General features: G+C 68.1%; 16 protein-coding genes. 5 read left to right on the top strand and 11 right to left on the bottom strand.

Annotation, left to right across the window (positions count from 1 at the left end; all coding sequences use genetic code 11):
• The first annotated feature begins 21 nt into the window (after positions 1–21).
• Positions 22–471, top strand: a complete 450-nt coding sequence (gene sufU / locus ASG86_RS07860; RefSeq protein ID WP_056332273.1) for a Fe-S cluster assembly sulfur transfer protein SufU — start codon at positions 22–24, stop codon at positions 469–471.
• Positions 472–566: 95 nt separating this feature from the next.
• Here sufU and ASG86_RS07855 read toward each other — a convergent pair whose 3' ends face one another.
• From ASG86_RS07855 to ASG86_RS07845, 3 genes are read right to left on the bottom strand one after another with little or no spacing between them, the layout of a single operon-like run.
• Positions 567–788, bottom strand: coding sequence for an SCO4848 family membrane protein (locus tag ASG86_RS07855; RefSeq protein WP_056332271.1), 222 nt, complete (start codon positions 786–788; stop codon positions 567–569).
• Positions 789–791: 3 nt separating this feature from the next.
• Positions 792–1289: a DUF2505 domain-containing protein gene (locus ASG86_RS07850; protein ID WP_056332268.1), complete on the bottom strand. Its 498-nt coding sequence runs from the start codon at positions 1287–1289 to the stop codon at positions 792–794.
• Between the two features lie 44 nt (positions 1290–1333).
• Complete coding sequence (locus ASG86_RS07845) at positions 1334–2839, bottom strand: SDR family oxidoreductase (RefSeq protein ID WP_056332266.1); 1506 nt, start codon at positions 2837–2839, stop codon at positions 1334–1336.
• A 380-nt stretch (positions 2840–3219) separates the two neighbouring features.
• On the opposite strand from ASG86_RS07845, the gene mfd reads away from it, so the two are divergent.
• Complete coding sequence (gene mfd / locus ASG86_RS07840) at positions 3220–6861, top strand: transcription-repair coupling factor (protein WP_056332916.1); 3642 nt, start codon at positions 3220–3222, stop codon at positions 6859–6861.
• A 6-nt stretch (positions 6862–6867) separates the two neighbouring features.
• Positions 6868–7680, top strand: a complete 813-nt coding sequence (locus ASG86_RS07835; protein ID WP_056332264.1) for a metal-dependent hydrolase — start codon at positions 6868–6870, stop codon at positions 7678–7680.
• Positions 7681–7806: 126 nt separating this feature from the next.
• Here ASG86_RS07835 and ASG86_RS07830 read toward each other — a convergent pair whose 3' ends face one another.
• The 6 genes from ASG86_RS07830 to nirB all read right to left on the bottom strand — a co-directional run bounded on the left by ASG86_RS07830 (position 7807) and on the right by nirB (position 14902).
• A complete protein-coding gene (locus tag ASG86_RS07830) occupies positions 7807–8070 on the bottom strand; it encodes a hypothetical protein (protein WP_056332263.1) in 264 nt (87 codons plus the stop codon).
• 52 nt (positions 8071–8122) lie between these two features.
• The gene (deoC, locus tag ASG86_RS07825; protein WP_056332261.1) at positions 8123–8842 is read right to left on the bottom strand and encodes a deoxyribose-phosphate aldolase; all 720 of its coding nucleotides are present in this window, start codon (positions 8840–8842) and stop codon (positions 8123–8125) included.
• A 90-nt stretch (positions 8843–8932) separates the two neighbouring features.
• Positions 8933–9805, bottom strand: a complete 873-nt coding sequence (locus tag ASG86_RS07820; RefSeq protein ID WP_056332258.1) for an FAD-dependent oxidoreductase — start codon at positions 9803–9805, stop codon at positions 8933–8935.
• 224 nt (positions 9806–10029) lie between these two features.
• The gene (locus ASG86_RS07815) at positions 10030–11211 is read right to left on the bottom strand and encodes a uroporphyrinogen-III synthase (protein ID WP_056332256.1); all 1182 of its coding nucleotides are present in this window, start codon (positions 11209–11211) and stop codon (positions 10030–10032) included.
• 14 nt (positions 11212–11225) lie between these two features.
• Entirely contained in the window at positions 11226–12257 is a 1032-nt protein-coding gene (gene cobA, locus ASG86_RS07810; RefSeq protein WP_056332254.1) for a uroporphyrinogen-III C-methyltransferase, read from the bottom strand.
• Positions 12258–12259: 2 nt separating this feature from the next.
• Positions 12260–14902: a nitrite reductase large subunit NirB gene (gene nirB / locus ASG86_RS07805; protein WP_056332253.1), complete on the bottom strand. Its 2643-nt coding sequence runs from the start codon at positions 14900–14902 to the stop codon at positions 12260–12262.
• A 258-nt stretch (positions 14903–15160) separates the two neighbouring features.
• Here nirB and nirD point away from each other — a divergent pair, with 258 nt between their 5' ends.
• Positions 15161–15541 (top strand): nitrite reductase small subunit NirD, encoded by a 381-nt coding sequence (gene nirD, locus ASG86_RS07800; protein WP_056332251.1) that lies wholly within the window; start codon positions 15161–15163, stop codon positions 15539–15541.
• 70 nt (positions 15542–15611) lie between these two features.
• On the opposite strand, the gene ASG86_RS07795 is transcribed toward nirD, so the two are convergent.
• A complete protein-coding gene (locus ASG86_RS07795) occupies positions 15612–17360 on the bottom strand; it encodes a phospho-sugar mutase (protein ID WP_200946194.1) in 1749 nt (582 codons plus the stop codon).
• Positions 17361–17416: 56 nt separating this feature from the next.
• On the bottom strand, positions 17417–18235 hold the full coding sequence (locus tag ASG86_RS07790) for a purine-nucleoside phosphorylase (RefSeq protein WP_056332247.1): 819 nt from the start codon (positions 18233–18235) through the stop codon (positions 17417–17419).
• A 103-nt stretch (positions 18236–18338) separates the two neighbouring features.
• On the opposite strand from ASG86_RS07790, the gene ASG86_RS07785 reads away from it, so the two are divergent.
• The gene (locus tag ASG86_RS07785) at positions 18339–19754 is read left to right on the top strand and encodes an NAD(P)H-quinone dehydrogenase (protein WP_056332244.1); all 1416 of its coding nucleotides are present in this window, start codon (positions 18339–18341) and stop codon (positions 19752–19754) included.
• The last annotated feature ends 56 nt before the right edge of the window (positions 19755–19810 follow it).

The raw sequence follows: 19810 nt of genomic DNA, 5'->3' as shown, positions 1-19810 counted from the left end.
GAAACGACGAAAGTTGAGATCATGAGCCTTGACCAGCTGTACCAGCAGATCATCCTGGACCATTCCAAGGCCCGCCACGGCAGCGGGCTCGCCGCTACGGAAGCGCCGCAGGGCACCTCCACCGGGCAGTCGCACCAGCTGAACCCGGTATGCGGGGACGAAGTCACCCTCCGGCTTGCCGTCCAGGACGGGAAAGTGGCGCAGGTTGCCTGGGACGGCGCCGGCTGCTCCATCTCCATGGCCTCCGCGTCCGTCCTCAGCGACCTCGCCGAAGGCATGACCGTGGCCGAGCTGCATGACGTCATCGACAGCTTCCGCGAAGTCCTTCGCTCCCGCGGCAAGGTCCACGCCGATCCTGAGCTGCTGGGCGATGCCGCAGCCTTCGAAGGGGTTGCCCGCTACGCCGCCAGGGTCAAGTGCGCCATGATTTCCTGGGTGGCTGCCGAGGACGCCCTAAACCAGGCGGCCTAAGCCAAACCGAAAACAGCCCGGACGTTCTTCCAAGAGGAAGAACGTCCGGGCTGTTTCTTGAGCCGGGCAGGCGTGGTTCCGCCCTGCAGACGGGTTCAGCCCAGCAGGCCGAGGACGCCGATCACTGCCGTGGCAAGTCCGAGCACCATGGAGATGCTCACCAGCACCACATGCACGGTCAGGAACCGGGTGGCCTTGCCTGCCGCATCGCGGGCCCGCGGATCCTTCATTACGCGGCGCAGGAACTGCGGCCAGACCACGAGCGACCAGACGCCGGCAAGGATCAGGACCAGCGCGGCGAGGACGGGGAGCTGCATGGGCTAGTGGCTTTCCAGCCAGGCCTGCGCCTGTGCGGCCTGCAGGTTCAGTGCCTTGGCCACCATGGGTTCGGCGGCATCGGCGATCTTGCCGCCCAGGAAGGGGACAGAGGACTTGACGGCGCCCTCAAGCTCCACCCGGGTTCCACCGGCATCAGCCACGAGGCGCTGGACGGCGGTGACATCCACGGGCGCGCCGGCGATCTTCAGTGAAATGTTGCTTTGGCGGGAGCCGTCGGCTGCCGGGGCTTCCCAGTTTTCCACCTGGGTCACCTTGAGGTGCTCACCCACGAATTTCCGGGCGATCTCGGGCAGGCGGGTGGTGGGAAGGGTGCGCACGGAGGTGGCGTTGAAAGCCCCTGCAGTGTCGCCGTCCACCGTGAATGACTCCAGGGTGCCGCCCACCAGCTGGCTGACGTGGCGCTGGAAGTCTTCATTCACGAGCACTGCGGCAACGCTGTCAACGGGGTGCGGAAGGGAAGTGGTTGCGCTCAGCGCCATGGGTCCTCCTGGGACGTGGGGAAAGGATTTACGCCTCCAACATCCTACGGGGTGGCCGGCGAGGGCTCCGCATCTGCCAGTTTCTGCGCTGCTGCGGTGATGTTCCGCGCCATGGCCGGGAAGATCAGGCTGTGGAACGGCAGCACGGCGAGCCAGTACAGCCGCCCGCTCAATCCCTTGGGGAAGAAAATGGCGCGCTGCCGGTACCGGCTTCCGTCGCCGTCGGGCTCAACCGAAAGCTCCAGCCACGCCCGTCCCGGCGCCCGCATCTCCGCCCTCAGCCGGAGCAGGCGGCCCCGATCGATCCGCTCCACCCGCCACCAGTCCACCACCTCGCCGGCGGCCAGGGTGTGGGGGTGCCGGCGGCCGCGCAGCAGGCCGGCGCCGCCCGTCAGTTTGTCCAGCCAGCCGCGGACCTGCCAGGCCAGCGGCAGCGAATACCAGCCGTTGCGGCCGCCGATGCCCTCGATGATGGTCCAGACGTGGGACGGATCAACGTCGCCGTGGAAGGTCCTTTCGTCGATGTACACTTTGTGCCCCGCCCAGTCGGGGTCGCTGGGAAGGGGATCGGAGTCGGCGCCGGCGTTTGCCCAGGTGGTCTCCACCTGGCCGTCCCGCTCCTTGCCGAGGGCCAGGGCCACCGCCGTCCGGTAGGGGGTCAGGCCGCCGTCGGGCTGGGGGATGTACTGGTCGATATCGTGCTCATTGGATACGGCGTCGTGCTGCAGCGACTGGACCAGCGGCACGGCCATGGAAAGCGGGATGGGCGTTGTCAGGGCCACCCACATGCCTGCCAGCTTGGGCGCAGGCACCGGCAGCGCTAGCACCACGCGGTAGGGCAGTCCCGCTTCCGCGGCATATTCCTTCATCATGGCCGCGTAGGTCAGCACCTGCCGGCAGCCAATGTCGAACGTGCGGTTGATGGTGCCCTCCAGCGATGCCGCGGACACCAGGTAATAGAGGACATCACGCACGGCGATGGCTTCGATCCTGTTGCGCACCCAGCTGGGCGCCGGCATCAGGGGCAGCGTTTCGGAGAGGTGGCGGATCATCTCGAAGGACGCGGAACCGGAGCCGATCACCACGCCGGCCTGGAAGACGACAGCGTCCACCGGGCTGTCCAGGAAGACTTTGCCCACCGCCTCCCGCGACCGCATATGCGTGGAGAGTTCCACGTTCTGGGGGTGCAGGCCGCCCAGGTAAACGATCCGGTGTACCCCCGCGGCCGCCGCAGCTTCCGCGGCTGTCCGCGCCATGGCCTGTTCCTTCGCTTCGAATCCTGCCCCGGCAGCCATTGAATGTACCAGGTAGTAGAAGACGTCGACGCCGGCCAGGGCGTCCCGGAGCGCGTCGCCGTCGTCCAGGCTGCTTTCCACCACGTCCACTTTGTCCCGCCAGGGCACGCCGGCGATCTTGTCAGGCGAGCGGACCAGCACCTTGACGGTGTGGCCCGCTTCCAGCAGCTTGGGCACCAGACGGCCGCCGATGTACCCGGTGGCGCCGGTGACAAGCACAGTCTTCGGTGTTGGCGGGGCGCTCATTGCAGTCATGCTGGCTCCTGTTCGTCCTGGCGGTGTCCGTGCGGACCCTGTTTGCCCCAGGCGGTTCGTCCCTTGCGGTTCCATCGTCCGTTGTGGTTCGTAGCCGCCGCCCATGCGGACGGCTGGCTACGAACGGATATGGTGCGGGTCCTGCCAGCCTAGGTCCATTCCCGCGAAGACAGGTGCCGCGCTGCCATGTCGTTCCTGCGCGGTAGGCTGGGAGTACCCGGGATTCGCAGCGAATTTCGGGTTTTCGCGTTGCCTGCTTGTCTTCAATGAACACCACAGGAGCTTCTGCCATGAGTCTTCCCGGCCAGTCCGCCGCCGGCACATCCAGCACAGGCACGTCCCGCGCCGCCAAAAGCGGTGCCGGCAAGGGCAGTGCCGGAATGTTCCCAGCCCCGTCGCTGGACGGACTGCGCCGCGCGCTGGAACCGGACCGGACGTTCGCCCGGGTCCGTGCCGAGGCCGCCCGGGGATTCGCCGTCCGCGGACAGGACTACCAGATCAGCGCTCCTGCGGGACTTCGTCCGGTGCTGCTTGCGGAAATGGCGGACGGACTCGCCGCCAAGGCGGAACAGGCCGGCGGGACCGGGCCGGGCGTCGTGCTGGCCGTCACCGCCACCGGCCGGGAGGCGGAGGACCTGACCGCCGCCCTGCGCGCCTACCTGCCGGCGGACGCGGTGGCGGAGTTCCCCAGCTGGGAGACCCTCCCGCACGAGCGGCTTTCGCCGCGCTCGGACACGGTGGGCCGCCGGCTGTCAGTGCTGCGCCGCCTGGCCCATCCGGAAAGCTCGACGGCGGGACGCCTCCAGGTGGTGGTGGCGCCCGTCCGCGCCGTGGTCCAGCCGGTGGTGGCGGGCCTGGGCGACCTTATTCCGGTCACGCTGAAGGTGGGCCAGGAGGTTCCATTCTCCGACGTCGTGAAGAGCCTGGCCGACGCCGCGTATGCCCGGGTGGACATGGTGACGCACCGCGGCGAGTTCGCCGTCCGCGGCGGCATCATCGACGTTTTCCCGCCCACGGAGGACCACCCCATCCGGGTGGAGTTCTTCGGCGACGAAGTGGACCAGATGCGCTGGTTCGCCGTGGCCGACCAGCGCTCGCTTTCCGCTCCCGGCATCCACCACCCCACCGAGCTGCACGCCCCGCCCTGCCGCGAAATCCTCATTACCCCGTCCGTCATGTCCCGCGCCGCCACCCTGAAGGCCCAGCTCCCGGCCGCGGCGGACATGCTGGAAAAGATCGCCGGCGGCATTGCCGTGGAGGGCATGGAGTCCCTGGCGCCCGTGCTGGTGGATGCGATGGTCCCGTTCGTTGACCAGTTGCCCGCCGAATCCATCGCCGTGGTGATCGAACCGGAAAAGGTGCGCACGCGCGCCCACGACCTCGCCGCCACCAACGAGGAGTTCCTGGAGGCGGCGTGGTCCACGGCGTCCGACGGCGGGGCGGCCCCTTTGGACCTCAGCTCACAGGCGAGTGCGGCGCTTCATTCGGCAAGCTTCCGCTCGCTGGCCGACACCCGGGGGTCCGCCCTGGAGCACGGCGTGTCCTGGTGGTCCATCACCTCCCTGGTGCAGGATGCGGAACTGCTCCCCGAGATCGATGTGCTGAACCTGCATGCCCGCGAACCCCGCGGCTACCAGGGTGACGTGGCCGAAATGATGGAGTTCATCGGCTCGCACGTCCGCGACCAGTGGCGGATCGTTGTTGCCACCGAAGGTCCCGGGCCGGCCCAGCGCCTGGCAGAGCTGTTCCATGAGAACGACATCCCCTGCGCCAGGGTGGACAGCCTGGACCACGAACCCCAGGCGGGCATCATCGAGGTGACCACTGCCGCCGTCGGCCGTGGTTTTGTCCTGGACGGCCTCAAGCTGGGCCTGCTCACCGAAGCCGACCTGCTGGGCCGGACCTCGGCCGGGTCCACCAAGGACATGCGGCGGATGCCCTCCAAGCGGCGCAACGCCGTCGACCCCCTGCAATTGGTGGCGGGGGACCACGTGGTCCACGAACAGCACGGCATTGGCCGGTTCGTGGAACTCATCCAGCGCAAGGTGGCCGGTGGAGGCCAGGGCGTCCGGGAATACCTGGTGCTGGAGTACGCGCCCGCCAAGCGCGGCGCACCCGGTGACCGGTTGTTCGTCCCCACCGACCAACTGGACCAGGTGACCCGCTACGTGGGCGGCGACACCCCCGTGCTGAGCAAGATGGGCGGCGCGGACTGGGCCAGCACCAAGTCCAAGGCCCGCAAGGCGGTCAAGGAAATCGCCGGCGAACTGATCCGGTTGTACTCCGCCCGCATGGCCTCCCGAGGCCACGCCTTCGGCCCTGACACCCCGTGGCAGCGCGAACTCGAGGAAGCCTTCCCGTACGTGGAGACGCCGGACCAGCTGACCACCATCAACGAGGTCAAGGCGGACATGGAGCGGGAGATTCCCATGGACCGGCTGGTGTCCGGCGACGTGGGCTACGGCAAGACCGAAATCGCGGTGCGCGCTGCCTTCAAGGCCGTGCAGGACGGCAAACAGGTGGCGGTGCTGGTGCCAACCACGCTGCTGGCCCAGCAGCACTACGAAACGTTCACCGAGCGGTTCTCCGGGTTCCCGTTGCGGGTCAAGCCGCTGTCACGGTTCCAGACCGCCAAGGAGTCCAAGGAAACGGCAGAGGGCGTCAAGAGCGGCGCGGTCGACGTGGTGATCGGCACGCACCGGCTGCTGGCCAAGGACTTCGAGTTCAAGGACCTGGGCCTGGTGATCGTCGATGAGGAACAGCGGTTCGGCGTGGAGCACAAGGAAGCGCTGAAGAAGATGCGCACCAACGTGGACGTCCTGGCCATGAGCGCCACCCCGATTCCCCGCACCCTGGAAATGTCGCTCACGGGGATCCGGGAAACCTCCACCCTGGCCACCCCGCCGGAGGAACGGCATCCTGTGCTGACCTACGTGGGCCCGTACACGGACAAGCAGACCTCCGCCGCCATCCGGCGGGAACTCATGCGTGAAGGCCAGGTGTTCCTGGTCCACAACCGGGTGTCCACCATCGAACGGACGGCCGCCAAGATCCGCGAGTTGGTGCCCGAGGCACGGGTGGAGGTGGCGCACGGCAAGATGTCCGAGAGCCGCCTGGAACAAATCATCGTTGACTTCTGGGAGCGGCGCTTCGACGTGCTGGTGTGCACCACCATCATCGAGACGGGCCTGGACATCTCCAACGCCAACACCCTGATCGTGGACGGCGCGGACAAGTACGGCCTGTCCCAGCTGCACCAGCTCCGCGGCCGCGTGGGACGTGGCCGTGAGCGCGCCTACGCCTACTTCCTGTACCCGTCGGAGAAGCCGCTGGGCGAGGTGGCGCTGGAACGGCTCAAGGCCGTGGCCGCGCACAACGAGCTCGGCGCCGGCATGCAGCTGGCCATGAAGGACCTGGAAATCCGCGGCGCCGGCAACCTGCTGGGCGGCGAACAGTCCGGCCACATCCAGGGGGTGGGCTTCGACCTGTACATCCGCCTGGTGGGCGAGGCCGTGGCCGACTTCCGGGGCGAGGCCGAGGAAAAGGCCGCGGAGATGAAGATCGAACTGCCGGTCAACGCCCACCTGCCGCACGACTACGTTCCCGGCGAGCGGCTGCGGCTTGAGGCGTACCGGAAGCTCGCAGCGGCCCTCACCAATGAGGCCATCGACGAGGTCCAGGCAGAACTCGTTGACCGCTACGGCGACCTTCCGCTGCCCGCCCAGAACCTGGTGGCAGTGGCACGCTTCCGTGTTGGTGCCCGCGAAGCCGGCCTGTCCGACGTCGCACTCCAGGGCAACTTCATCAAGTTCTCCCCGGCCACCCTCCCGGAATCAAAGACCATGCGCCTGAACAGGATGTACCCGGGATCGCAGTCCAAGCCCGCCATGGACGCCGTGCTCATCCCCAAGCCAAAGACAGCGCGGATCGGCGGCCGGGACCTGCAGGACGCGGAGATCCTGGAATGGGCCAACGGCGTCATCCGGAACATCTTCTCCGACGCCCCGCTGGCGGTGAGCTAGGACTTGATGGGAGGACACCACGCCGCGTCGGGAGCCGCGGCGTGGGTAGCTGTTGCGTCCACCGGCCCCTACACCCTGGGCTGGTACCCGCTGGACCCCACGGGAATCCTCATCGGCGGCATGGCCACCGCGGGCACCGCCCTGGTCTGCGACTGGGACCACCGGGCAAGCACGGTGGCCCATTCACTGCCGCCGCTGTCCAACGTGATCGCGCGCGGCATTGAAAACGCCAGCGGGGGCCATCGGCAGGGCACCCACTCCATCCTGGGTGCTGCGGTCTTCGTGTTCCTGGCCGGTTTGGCGTCGCAGGTGCACATGGACACCGGCTGGGGCCGCCTGTCCGTGGGGGCCGGGCTGCTGTGCATGTTCCTGATCAACATTGCGGCCAAGGCGCTGAAGCTTTTTCCCAAGAGCGGCCTCATCTCCAACTGGATTTTCGCGCTGGTGATGGCCGGCCTGGTCACGGTGTACGCGCCGGACCAGTGGACCTGGCTGCCCACGTCGATGCTGATCGGGGTGGTGGTGCACATCGTCGGCGACCTCATCACCACCGGGGGAGTGCCGCTGCTGTGGCCGCTGGTGGTCCGGCCACCGAAAATGCTGCGCCGGCTGCCGCTGCTGCGAAACGTCTGGCGGGCCAACGGCGCCCTGTCCCTGCCCCTGCTGGGGCGGGCCGGTTCCAAACGGGAGTGGCTGGTGCTGATCCCGGTCAGTGCCTACGCCATGGTGGGCATGTCCATGGCCGGATGGGCCATCGCCCAACACCATTGGGGCCGGGTGGCCGCCGCCGCGGGCGCATGGATCAGGCTCTGGTTCTAGCGGGCAGCGCCTTTCAGCAGCGGGCAGCAATGCCGGCAGAAGGAGCCATGCCGGCTGAAGACAGCAACGGACCGGCGGACAATGTCCGCCGGTCCGTTTTTGCTGTGCCGTTCTTGGGCTTGGAGTTTAGTGCTCGCCGGCAGAGTCGGAACGGCCGAGGATGGTCTGCGGGATCCAGAATGCCAGCGCAAACAGGACCAGGCAGGCGGCCATGGGCCACGGGTTACCCAGGGTGAGGAATGACAGTGAGTAGATGGCGCCCAGGAACAGGACGAAGCAGACAACGAAGAGGATCACGCTGGTGGCGAGGTTATTCTCGTTCTGCGGGGTCCGGACGGAGTCCGCGTTGGACGCCGTGTCCCGGCTGGACGCGTTGATCTGGCTGGACATGTGTTCCTCCTCGGCCCCGCGGGGCTTGTTCTGCGGCTGCTTCCGGTTCCGGTCAGTAAGCGGCTGAACCCTGTTCACCCTTGACAATGGCAATCCCGGAGCTGGCACCAATTCGTGTTGCACCTGCTGCAATCATAGCCTGCGCGTCGGCCAGGGACCGTACGCCGCCGGAGGCCTTGACCCCCAGGTCCGGGCCAACGGTCCTGCGCATCAGGGCTACATCTTCCACGGTGGCCCCGCCGCCGTTGAAACCGGTGGAGGTCTTCACGAAGTCCGCCCCGGCCTCTACGGCCGCCTGGCATGCCAGCACCTTCTGCTCATCCGTGAGGAGGGCGGTCTCGATGATGACTTTCAGGATGGCGCCGCCCGCGTGCACGGTCTCGGCAACCGCCGCGATGTCGTCCGTCAGGGCGCCCTTGTCGCCCGCCCTCGCGGCGGCAATGTTGATCACCATGTCCACCTCGTCCGCCCCGTCCAGCACGGCGCCGCGGGCTTCGAACGACTTCACATCAGTGGGCGTGGCCCCCAGCGGGAAGCCCACTACGGAGCAGGTGAGGACGCCCGTGCCTTTGAGCGCGGTGGTGACGGTCTTGACCCAGATGGCGTTGACGCAGACTGACTTGAAACGGTATTCGGCCGCCTCGGCACAGACCTTCAGCACGTCAGCCTCCGAGGCTTCGGGCTTGAGCAGCGTGTGGTCGATGTAGGAGGCGATGTCCGCGGTCCCGGCCGGATCAGCGGTTCCTGCGTGAACGGTGGCTTCGTTGCTCATGATGGTCCTCTCGAAGGGCCTTGTGGGCCCGGCGTTGACTCGGTTTCGGGAACCATCTTGTCACAGCGCACCGTGCCGGTGGCGGCCCGCTCAGGCAGCCGCCTGCAGGGCCGGTGCCGCCGACGACGCGGACAGCAACTGGGTGGCGCAGGCACCCGCCGCGGAGGCGGCTGCCACCAGCAGCCCCAGCCGGACGCCGTCGAACGCTGCTGCGTCACCGATGGCCCAGATTCCCGGGACGGACGTCCGGAAGTCGCGGCTGATCTCGATGCCGCCGCCCGGAGCGGTCCGCAGGCCGGCGCTGGCAGCGAGGCCGTCCCGGGAGACCCGCTCCTCGGCCAGGACCACCAGGTCGCCGGCCATGCTGCTGCCGTCCTCGAAGACCACGGCGGAGGAGGCGAGAGGGGAACCGGAGCCGCTGGAAACGACGGCGGGGATGACGGCGGCGGGCCGGGCGGTGGTGCGGATGGGCCGCACCCCCTTGGCCCGGAGCACCGCTTCGGCCTGCCCTGCCGCTGCGCCGGTGCCCACCAGGATGCCCACCGGGCGGCGGCCCAGCTGCCGGGCGACTTCCTGCACTCCGTCTGCAATGCGTGGGGCGTCATCGATCGTGGAGTAGCTCAGGCACTGTCCGGCGCCGTCCACGGGGGCGGCCACGGGAGCCGATCCGGTGGCAATGACCAGTTGGTCGTAGGCGAATTCCATGCCATCCGCCGTTGCCACGGTGCGCTTGGTGGCGTCGATGTGGCTGGCCGGCTGGCCGAAGCGCACGGAGACCTGGGGCAGCATGGCCAGCTCCAGCAGCTCTTCCGGGGTGTCGTCGCGGTTGCTCAGTACCGTGATGGTGCCGTTGAACTGTGCGCGGTCGAGCTGTGCCACCAGGGCCTGGGCGGCGGGGCCGGCGCCGGCGATGACAATGCGGGTTGCGGCGGAGGTGGACGTTGAGGGTGCCGGAGCGGACATGTGCTGGCCCTTTCGCTGGTGGCCGGAAACCGGCCGGAACTTCGTGATGGAACCCAGCGTAGGGGCGCGCTTTTTCCGTTGTGTTACCTGTCCATTGCTGTTTCGCGGGCCCGTGTTCGCCAGTATTTACCGGCCGGTAACAGAACCCGTGACCCATCTCTCATCCATTCGGCGCCGGACACAATTCCCCGTAACCAGCTCTCTGGGCGGCCCGCCCGGACATATTAGACGCGGATCCGGTACCCGCGCTTGACCACCGTTTCAATGAGTTTGCCGTCGGGCAGTGATGACCGCAGCCTGCTCACGGTCATGTCCAGCGCGTGCACGGAGCCACGGAGTTCCAGCAGGTCGGAGAGTGATTCACGGGACAGGACGGCGCCGCCGGCACCCAGCAGGGCGCGCAGGAGCAGCAGGGGAGCGGGCGCCAGTTCCACTGCCTGGCCATCGATCCGCAGGCTCCGGCCGCGAAGTTCGATGTTCCCCGATCGGGTGTCCAGCCGCCGGACATGGTTCAGCGCCAGGTGCTCGCACACCAGCCGGATGAGGGCGCCCATCCGGAACCGCTCCGGGATCAGCGGGCTCAGGCCGGCGTCCAGGAGGGGCTGCGCGGTTACGGGACCGACGACGGCGGTGGTGACGTTCAGTTTCAGGCTCTCCACCAGCTGTTTGTAGAGGCCCATCTCATGCGCGGTGCTCCACATGGCGTCCACCGCGGGGGCGCTGGTGAAGGTCAGGACGTCCAGGTTCCCGCTGCAGACAGCCTCGATCAGGCGCGGCAGCTTGTCCTCGCCGTCCGGCTTAACCCAGCGGTAAGGCGTGACAGTGAGGACGGTGGCGCCGGACATCCGCAGGCGCTCGATCTGGCGCACATCCGTGTAGCCGTGCAGCTGCATGGCGACGGTCTTGCCGCGCACGCCTTCGGTGAGCAGCATGTCCACCAGCGTGGAAGTGGTTTCGTCGCTGCTGATGCCGACGTCGGCAAGGCCGGCCGCGCGCACCGCACCGCGGGCTTTGGGTCCCCGGACGAACATGCGGGTGCTCCCGAGCGTTTCCAGCAGTTCGTCGCCGATGCCGAAGGAGTCCGCGGCTTCGCACCACCGGCGCATGCCGTAGGCAGTGGTGGCGATGCACAGGTCCGGCTTGGCGGCGATGATGGCCTTGGTGTCCTCGATGAGCCGGATGTCCTCCTGGACAGGGGCGATCTTCAGCGCCGGCGCATGCAGCACCTCAGCCCCACGGCGCTCCAGGGCTTCGATCAGGTCGCGCGAGCGCCGGTCCGAGGTCACGCCGATGCGGAACCCCTCCAGCGGCGACTCCGCGGCATCGGTGGCTTCGTCGGCCTGCGGCGCCGGTTCGGGCTGGGTTGGTTCAGCCTGGGCCGGTTCAGCCGGTGCAAGTGCAGTCATGGGGGTCAATCCTTTCATGATCCCAGCAGCGAGGCCGCAAGCCTGTCCAGGTCTGCGGCGGCAGCGGCGTGGTTCCGGTTGGCTTCAGCCACCCGGACCACCTCGCCGATGACCAGCACTGCCGGGTTGCTGCAGCCGGCAGCGGCGGAGGTGATGGTGCCGAGGTCTGCGATGGTGGTGCGCTGGCCGGGCCGGTAGCCGCGTTCCACCACGGCCATGGGCATGTCGGGGCGCATGCCGGCGCGGCGCAATCCGGCCGCCAGCTGGTGGAGGGTGCCGATGCCCATGAGCACCACGATGGTCCCGCCCAGGCCGGCAAGGTGGTGGTGCTCCTTCTCCGTCAGCGGCGCGTGCCCGGAGACCACGGTGAACATGTGGCTGACTTCGCGGTGCGTCACCGGGATGCCGGCGGCGGCCGGGACTGAAATGGCGCTGGTGACGCCGGACACCACCTGGACCTTGAGGCCCGCGGCCACACAGGCGGCAACTTCCTCGCCGCCGCGGCCAAAGACGTAGGGGTCGCCGCCCTTGAGGCGGACCACGTTGTTTCCGGCCAGCGCGCTTTCCACCATGAGCTTTTCGATGTCCGACTGGCTGACCTTGTGGTGCCCGGGTTTCTTTCCGACGTCCACCAGGTCCGCGGACGTCAGCAGCGGCAGTTCCTGGTAGGGCGCCAGGCGGTCGTAGAACACGACGTCGGCATCACGGAGCGCCTTGACGGCTGCCACGGTGAGCAGGTCCCCGGTGCCGGGGCCGCCGCCCACAAGGGTGACGTGTCCGGCGGGGCCTGCGGCCGGCTCGGCAGCGACGGGAATGCCGGTGTTCCGGCAGCGCTCCAGGAAGGCGTCCCAGCCGGGCTGTCCGTCCTCGACGGCGGCAACCAGGAACAGCCGCTCCGGCAGGTGGACGAAAAGGGCCTCGGCGGGGCTGCCCAGGCGGTGTACGACAGCGCCCGCGGCCTCGTACCGCCGCACCGCCTGCCGCGCGGCAGCGGGACTGCCGGCCACCAGGACGTTCCGGCCGGTGAGGTCGATACTGAGCTGCATGGCTATGCCTCGTTTCCGATGGTTTCGGCTGTGGCGGGGCGGACCGGGATGGACGCGCCGATCAGGACCTTCCCTTTTTCCTCGGCTGTGGCGGGGCGCATCTGGCCGCGCTCGTCCGGGACGAACGTGATGGAGTCGTCCTTCTGGTCCGGTGCATTGACGAACGAGCGGAACCTGCGCAGCCGCTCGGGATCCTTAAGGGTGTCCGCCCATTCATCCACGTAGGTGTCCACGTGTTTCGCCATGGCGGCTTCAAGGTCCGCTGCGATTCCCAGGGTGTCTTTGACCACCACGTCCTCAACGTGCTTGATGCCGCCGTCGAGCTCCTCCTGCCAGCGGGCCGTGCGCTGCAGGCGGTCCGCGGTGCGGATGTAGTACATGAAGTACCGGTCGATGTACTTGATGAGGGTTTCGTCGTCCAGGTCCTTGGCCAGGAGCTGGGCATGGGCCGGGGTGGCTCCGCCGTTGCCGCCCACGTACAGGTTCCAGCCGTCGGCGGTGGCGATCACGCCCACGTCCTTGCCGCGCGCCTCGGCGCATTCACGGGCGCAGCCGGAGACGCCCATCTTCAGCTTGTGCGGGCTGCGCAGGCCGCGGTACCGCAGTTCCAGCTGGATGGCCATGGCCACCGAATCCTGGACGCCGAAGCGGCACCACGTGGACCCGACGCAGGACTTCACCGTCCGCAGGCTCTTGCCGTAGGCCTGGCCGGACTCGAACCCGGCATCCACCAATTCCTTCCAGATCTCCGGCAGCTGCTCCAGCCGGGCGCCGAACATGTCGATCCGCTGGCCGCCGGTGATCTTGGTGTAGAGCCCGTACTTCTCGGCCACCGCGGCGATGACGCCAAGCTTCTTGGGGGTGATCTCGCCGCCGGCGATGCGGGGCACCACGGAGTAGGTGCCGTCCTTCTGCATGTTGGCCAGGGCCCGGTCGTTGGTGTCCTGCAGGGTGCCCCGGCCGGCGTCCAGGACATAGGCGCTGTTCTGGCTGGCCAGGATGTTGGCGATGGTGGGCTTGCAGATGTCGCAGCCGGCGCCGGTGCCGTACTTGGCCATGATCTCCTCGAAGGAGGTCAGCTCGAGGACGCGGATGGCGTCAAAGAGTTCCTGGCGGGACAGTTCGATGTGCTCGCAGAGGGCCTTGGAGACCTCGACGCCGGACTTGGTCAGCTCGGTTTCGAGCAGCTTCTTCAGCATGGGGACGCAGGAACCGCACTGGGTGCCGGCCCGGGTGCAGCCCTTCAGCTCACCCAGTTCCTGGACCGGGGCGTTGCCCTCGCAGGCACCACAGCCGTTGATGGCGTCGCGGATGCTGCCGGCGGTGACGTTGTTGCAGGAGCAGAGGGTGGCGTCGTCGGGAAGTTCGGTTTCTGGGGCCTCGCCACCGCCGGCAGCGCTCAGGAACGCGCCGGGCTCGGCGGGGAGTTCACGGCCCAGGAGGGGGCGCAGGCTCATATAGGGGGAGGCGTCGCCGACGAAGATGCCGCCCAGGAGGGTCTTGGCGTCGTCTGTCGTCACGATCTTCTGGTAGACGCCGCGGGCGGGATCGGCGTAGACGATCTCGAGGGCGTGTTCGGTGCGGGCGAAGGCGTCGCCGAAGCTGGCCACGTCAACGCCGGAAAGCTTGAGCTTGGTGGCGGTGTCAAAGCCGGGGAAGGTGGCGTCCCCGCCGTGCAGGCGGTCGGCGACGATTTCCGCCATGGTGTTGGCGGGTGCCACCAGGCCCAGGCACATGCCGCCGTAGTTGGCCACTTCACCGATGGCCCAGATGCCATCCACCTCGGTGGCGCAGTAGTCGTTGATGACCACGCCGCCGCGCTGGCCCAGGCTGAAGAGCTGGTCTTCGCCCTCGGCGGCGCGGAACAGCTCGTCCCGGGGCCGGACGCCGACCGCGACGATCACCAGGTCGGCCGGGATGATGCGCCCGTTCGCCATCAGCACTCCGGTGACCTGGCCGTCGTCGTCCGTCAACATCTCTGAGGGGAACACGCCGCCGTGCACTTCGAAGCCTTTCGCCTCGATGAGTCGGCCCAGGGCCTGGCCGGCGCCCTCGTCCAGCTGGGTGTTCATCAGCCAGGGAGCCCCGTTGATGACAACGGGCGTGGCGCCCAGCTGCTCGGTGCCGGCAGCCGACTCGAGCCCCAGGAGACCGCCGCCGATGGTCACGGCGTTGACCTTGCGGCCCAGCTTGGCGGTGAGTTCGGCGATGGCCTTGTTGATGGCCCACACGTCCTCAAGGGTGCGGTAGACATGGGCGTGCTCGGCACCGGGGATGGGCAGGCGCACGGCGTCCGAGCCGGTGGCCACCACCAGCTCGTCATATTCGTACGCGTTCCCGGCAGCAGTCTGCACCGTCTTTGCGCCTGCGTCGATCTTCACCACGCGCTCGCCGGTCTTCAGGACCAGGGAGCCGTGGTCCCACATCGAAGCCGTACCCAGGGTCAGGTCCACCCCGGTATCGGTCAGCGCCTTGGAGAGTGCCACCCGGTCGTAGGGGAGGTGGGCTTCTTCGGTGAGGACCGTGACATGCCAGCCATCGAGGCCGCGGGCATGCATGGCGTCCGCAAAACGGTGGGCCGCTGGGCCGCCGCCGGCGACGACGATGCGGCGCGGAGTCTCTGTGCTTGAAGTCTGTTCGGTCACTGTGGGCCTTTCGCATGGGCCGCAGACGGTGCTCTGCAGCTTGTGCCTCCAGCCTAGGGAGGGGCAGTTTCGCCTCAGTTTCCCAATTGTTTCGCCAACTTAACTTCTGCATCACGAACGCATTTCCGGCCGGGTTAGGACTCTTTTACGCGCCGGACACATTCGCCGCACCCCCTTGAAACACCTGGAGCCTAGCGTGGGACACGGCCGCAAAAGCAGCGGCTGCACGGACAACAGGCACAGGGAAAGGAGCCGGACATGACGGCAACACTGGAACTTGGGGCGCTCGCCGCCGAATCAGACCTCGCTGGATTCCATACCGGCTGGCACCGTGTCTGCACGGTGGAGGACCTCGAACCGGCGTGGGGCGAGGCCGCCCTGGTGGCAGGCCGCCAGGTGGCGCTTTTCCGTACCGGCCCCGTCGAAGTATTCGCCGTGGCACACGAGGACCCGGCCACAGGAGCCCATGTCATGGCACGCGGCATCCTTGGTTCCAGGGGGACCAGGCCTACCATCGCCTCCCCGCTGCACAAGGAGGTCTACGACCTTGAGACCGGCGAATGCTTCACCAGCCCGGGCCTGCGGCTGGCAGCATTCAGCACCCGCGTCATCGACGGCTTCGTCGAGGTACAGCTGTAGCACCTGAACCTTCAGGGGGCGCAGGGCCTTTAGCGGCCCTGGCGCCCCTTCGGCGTTTAACCCGGCAGTGTTAAAGACCCAGCGCCTCGCTGACGTCGTGCAGTACCTCATCCAGTGAGGCACGCGCGGCCTGGCGCGCTGCCGGCAACTCCGCGGCGGAGCCTGCCTGGTGGATAACCTCCAGGTAGCACTTGAGCTTGGGCTCGGTGCCGCTGGGCCGGATGATCACCCGGGTCAGGTTGCGGGTGATGTAGAGCAGCCCCTCGGTGGGCGGCAGCTGGGTGCTGCCCTCGGCCAGGTCCGTGAAGACTTCCACCGCTGACTGCCCGAAAGATTCCGGCGGCGAAACCCGCAGGCGGTTCATCATGGCGTCCAAAAGGCCCAGGTCCGCCACCCTGATGCTCAACTGGTCGCTGGCGTGCAGGCCGTGCTGGAGGTACAGCTCATCCAGGGTGTCGAAGACGGTCTTGCCTGCGGCTTTGGCGGCGGCAGCGAGTTCGGCGATCAGGACGGCGGCCGAAATGCCGTCCTTGTCCTTCACCTGGTCCGGTGCCACGCAGTACCCCAGCGCCTCCTCGTAGCCGTACACCAGGCCGGGAACCCGGGAAATCCACTTGAAGCCGGTCAGTGTTTCCTCGTGGGCGAAGCCGGCTGCGGCGGCGATGCGGGCAAGCAGCCGCGAGGAAACAATCGAATTGGCAAAGACGCCCCGGCCGTCGGCCTCCGCGCCGGCCTGGCCGTCCGAGAGCCGCGCCACCATATGGGCGCCCAGCAGGGAACCCACTTCGTCGCCCCGGAGCATCCGCCACGCCCCGCTGTCGGGGTCCTTTGCCGCCACGGCGGCCCTGTCGGCGTCCGGGTCGTTCGCAATGACGATATCGGCGTCCAGCTGCGCCGCCGCTTCGAGGGCAAGGTCCAGGGCCCCGGGTTCCTCCGGGTTGGGGAAGCTGACGGTGGGAAAATCGGGGTCCGGTTCGGCCTGTTCGGCCACCACGGTGACATCTGTGAAACCTGCCGCCTTCAGGACGTCCAGTGCCGTTCCGCCGCCGACGCCATGCAGCGGCGTGAGGACGATCTTCAGGTCGCGGGCGGGAAAGCGGTCCGGCATGGTGAGTGCCGCCGTCGCCCGCTCATACCCAGCCGCCAGCGAGCCATCCAGGACGGTCCAGCCGCCCTCTGCCAGCGTGATGGATTCCAGCGGTCCCACGGCGCTGATCCGCGCGGCAATTTCCGCATCGTAGGGCGCCACGATCTGCGCGCCCTCACCGTCCGACGCCACGGCATGCCGGCCCAGGTACACCTTGTAGCCGTTGTCCTGGGGCGGGTTGTGGCTAGCCGTGACCATGACGCCGCCGTCACAGTCCAGTGCGCGGACGGCGTAGGCCAGCAGGGGAGTGGGGAGGGGTGCCGGGAGCAGGAAGGTCTCGATGCCGGCGGCCGTGAAGATCGCCGCCGTTTCGGCCGCGAAGGCGTCGGAGTTATGCCGGGCGTCATAGCCGACGACGGCGCGCGGCCGGGTGCCCGGCGCAGCCTTGGCCACTGCGTCCAGCAGGAAAACGGCGAGTCCTGCGGCGGCGCGGCGCACCACCACCCGGTTCATCCGGTTCGGCCCCGGGCCCAGTGCGGCGCGCAACCCGGCCGTGCCGAACTGGAGGGTGCCGCGGAAGCTGTCGTCCAGTTCCTGCCGGGCCACCGGATCGCCGTCCTCAACAAGGCGGACAAGCTCAAGGAGCGACGCCTTCGTTGCGGGATCCGGGTCCTGGGCAGCCCATTCGCGGGCCTCGGTGAGCAGGCGAAGTTCGGCATCGGAAGACGTCATGGGCATAACGCTATCGTCATTGCCCGGCCCCGTGGCGCACCCGGGCGCCGCGGGCGTTAGAGCCGGGCGATGATATCGGCCAGCAGCCTGGAGATGCGCGGGCCCGCCGCGCGGCCGGATTCGATCACTTCCTGGTGGCTGAGCGGCTGCGGGCTGATCCCTGCTGCGAGGTTGGTGACCAGCGAAATACCAAACACTTCCATGCCGGCGTGCCGCCCGGCGATGGCTTCCAAAGCCGTGGACATGCCGATGAGGTCGGCGCCGATCCGCTTGGCGTACTGCACCTCGGCCGGCGTCTCGTAGTGCGGGCCGGGGAACTGGGCGTACACGCCCTCCGCCAGGCTGGGGTCCACCTCGCGGGCCAGGCCGCGGATCCGGGGCGAGTACAGGTCTGTCAGGTCCACGAAGGTGGCGCCCTCCAGAGGGGAAGCTGCGGTGAGGTTGATGTGGTCCCTGATCAGTACCGGGGTGCCGGGGGCCCAGTCCTCGTTGAGTCCGCCGCAGCCGTTGGTGAGTACCAGGGTGCCGCACCCGGCGGCCGCCGCGGTCCGGATTCCGTGGACCACCGCCCGGACGCCCCTGCCCTCGTAGTAGTGCGTACGGGCGCCAAGCACCAGGGCCCGCTTTCCCGAGGGGGTGAGGATGGAGCGGATGGTGCCTACGTGGCCCTCCACGGCGGGGGCGTGGAAGCCGGGAACTTCTTCGGCAGACAGGGTGGCGGTGGTCTCGCCGATGAGGTCTGCTGCCTCGCCCCACCCGGAGCCGAGGACCAGGGCGGTATCGTGCCGGTCCACGCCTGTCTCTTCGGCGATGTAGTCCGCCGCGGCGCGGGCAGCGGCAAACGGGTCCGTGTTCAGGAAGTCTGTTGTACTCACCAGTACAAGTTATCGTGCCGCCCGTGTTGCCCCCGTCACGGCTGGCCCGGGAAGGGCCCTGTCTTCTTGGTGGTCAGCGGCAAATGGGCGAGAATGGATGACTGTGACTACGCATCCAGATTTCAGTTCCCCCCGGATCGCAATCCTGGGAGGTGGCCCGGGCGGATACGAATCCGCCATGGTGGCCGCCTCGCTCGGGGCGACGGTCACCATCATCGAACGCGCGGGCCTGGGTGGATCCGCGGTGCTGACCGATGTGGTTCCCTCCAAGACCCTCATTGCCACGGCTGACCTGATGACCCGCGTGGCCGAGGCCGGGGAGCTGGGGGTGAAGTTCGACGTCGACGGCGGCGACTTCGTGCCGGTGATGCGGGCCGACCTCAAGCACATCAACGACCGGCTCCTGAACCTGGCGCGCAACCAGTCCCATGACATCCGCGACGCCCTGGAGAAGCTGGGCGTGCGGATCATTGCCGGTTCGGGCAGGCTCCTGGACAGCCACACCATCGAAGTCCTGACGGTGGACGGCACCGAAACCGTGGAAGCGGACACCATCCTGCTGGCCGTGGGCGCACACCCCCGCGAGCTGGAGACGGCCCGCCCGGACGGCGAGCGGATCCTGAACTGGACCCAGATCTACAACCTGGACGAGCTGCCCGAGGAACTCATCGTGGTGGGGTCTGGCGTGACCGGTGCGGAGTTCGCCTCCGCCTACAACGGCCTCGGTTCCAAGGTCACCCTGGTGTCCAGCCGCGACCGGGTGCTGCCCGGCTCCGACGTTGACGCCGCCGTTGTCCTGGAGGAAGTCTTCGAACGCCGCGGGGTCCGGGTCCTGTCCCGCTCCCGCGCCCAGACCGTGGAACGTACGGACGACGGCGTGCTGGTCACCCTTTCCGACGGCTCCACGGTAACCGGCAGCCACTGCCTGCTCTGCCTCGGGTCCATCCCCAACACGGCAGGCCTGGGCCTCGAGGAAGCCGGCGTGGCCGTCAGCGAAAGCGGCCACATCAAGGTGGACGGCGTCTCCCGCACCACCGCCCCCAACATCTACGCCGCCGGTGACTGCACCGGCGTCCTGCCGCTGGCCTCCGTGGCCGCCATGCAGGGCCGCATCGCCGTGGCGCACTTCATGGGCGACGTCGTCACCCCGCTTAAGCTCCACCAGGTGGCATCCAACATCTTCACCTCGCCCGAAATCGCGAACGTTGGCGTCTCCGAAGCCGACATCGAGTCCGGCAAGTACCAGGCCGACGTCGTCAAGCTCTCCCTGCGCAGCAACGCCCGCGCCAAGATGCGCAACGCCAAGGACGGGTTCGTCAAGATCTTCGCGCGCAAGGGCTCCGGCACGGTGATCGGCGGCGTGGTGGTGGGCCCCAACGCCTCCGAACTGATCTTCCCGATCTCCATCGCGGTCAAGCAGAAGCTGCATGTGGACGACCTCGCCAGCACCTTCACCGTCTACCCGTCGCTGACCGGATCCATCTCCGAGGCCGCCCGCCGCCTGCACGTCCACATGTAGGGCACCCGCCCATGTAAGGGCCGAAGGGCCCGCATTCCACGGGCAACACGTTGTTA

The sequence above is a fragment of the Arthrobacter sp. Soil764 genome, from assembly GCF_001428075.1.
GTDB lineage: Bacteria > Actinomycetota > Actinomycetes > Actinomycetales > Micrococcaceae > Arthrobacter.
This window is presented reverse-complemented; position numbering and strand designations above follow the sequence as displayed.

Excerpts from the sequence above, each read along its gene's own strand:
- sufU (WP_056332273.1), top strand. The coding sequence starts at position 22 with ATGAGCCTTGACCAGCTGTACCAGCAGATCATCCTGGACCATTCCAAG.
- ASG86_RS07855 (WP_056332271.1), bottom strand. The coding sequence starts at position 788 with ATGCAGCTCCCCGTCCTCGCCGCGCTGGTCCTGATCCTTGCCGGCGTC.
- ASG86_RS07850 (WP_056332268.1), bottom strand. The coding sequence starts at position 1,289 with ATGGCGCTGAGCGCAACCACTTCCCTTCCGCACCCCGTTGACAGCGTT.
- ASG86_RS07845 (WP_056332266.1), bottom strand. The coding sequence starts at position 2,839 with ATGACTGCAATGAGCGCCCCGCCAACACCGAAGACTGTGCTTGTCACC.
- mfd (WP_056332916.1), top strand. The coding sequence starts at position 3,220 with ATGTTCCCAGCCCCGTCGCTGGACGGACTGCGCCGCGCGCTGGAACCG.
- ASG86_RS07835 (WP_056332264.1), top strand. The coding sequence starts at position 6,868 with ATGGGAGGACACCACGCCGCGTCGGGAGCCGCGGCGTGGGTAGCTGTT.
- ASG86_RS07830 (WP_056332263.1), bottom strand. The coding sequence starts at position 8,070 with ATGTCCAGCCAGATCAACGCGTCCAGCCGGGACACGGCGTCCAACGCG.
- deoC (WP_056332261.1), bottom strand. The coding sequence starts at position 8,842 with ATGAGCAACGAAGCCACCGTTCACGCAGGAACCGCTGATCCGGCCGGG.
- ASG86_RS07820 (WP_056332258.1), bottom strand. The coding sequence starts at position 9,805 with ATGTCCGCTCCGGCACCCTCAACGTCCACCTCCGCCGCAACCCGCATT.
- ASG86_RS07815 (WP_056332256.1), bottom strand. The coding sequence starts at position 11,211 with ATGACTGCACTTGCACCGGCTGAACCGGCCCAGGCTGAACCAACCCAG.
- cobA (WP_056332254.1), bottom strand. The coding sequence starts at position 12,257 with ATGCAGCTCAGTATCGACCTCACCGGCCGGAACGTCCTGGTGGCCGGC.
- nirD (WP_056332251.1), top strand. The coding sequence starts at position 15,161 with ATGACGGCAACACTGGAACTTGGGGCGCTCGCCGCCGAATCAGACCTC.
- ASG86_RS07795 (WP_200946194.1), bottom strand. The coding sequence starts at position 17,360 with ATGACGTCTTCCGATGCCGAACTTCGCCTGCTCACCGAGGCCCGCGAA.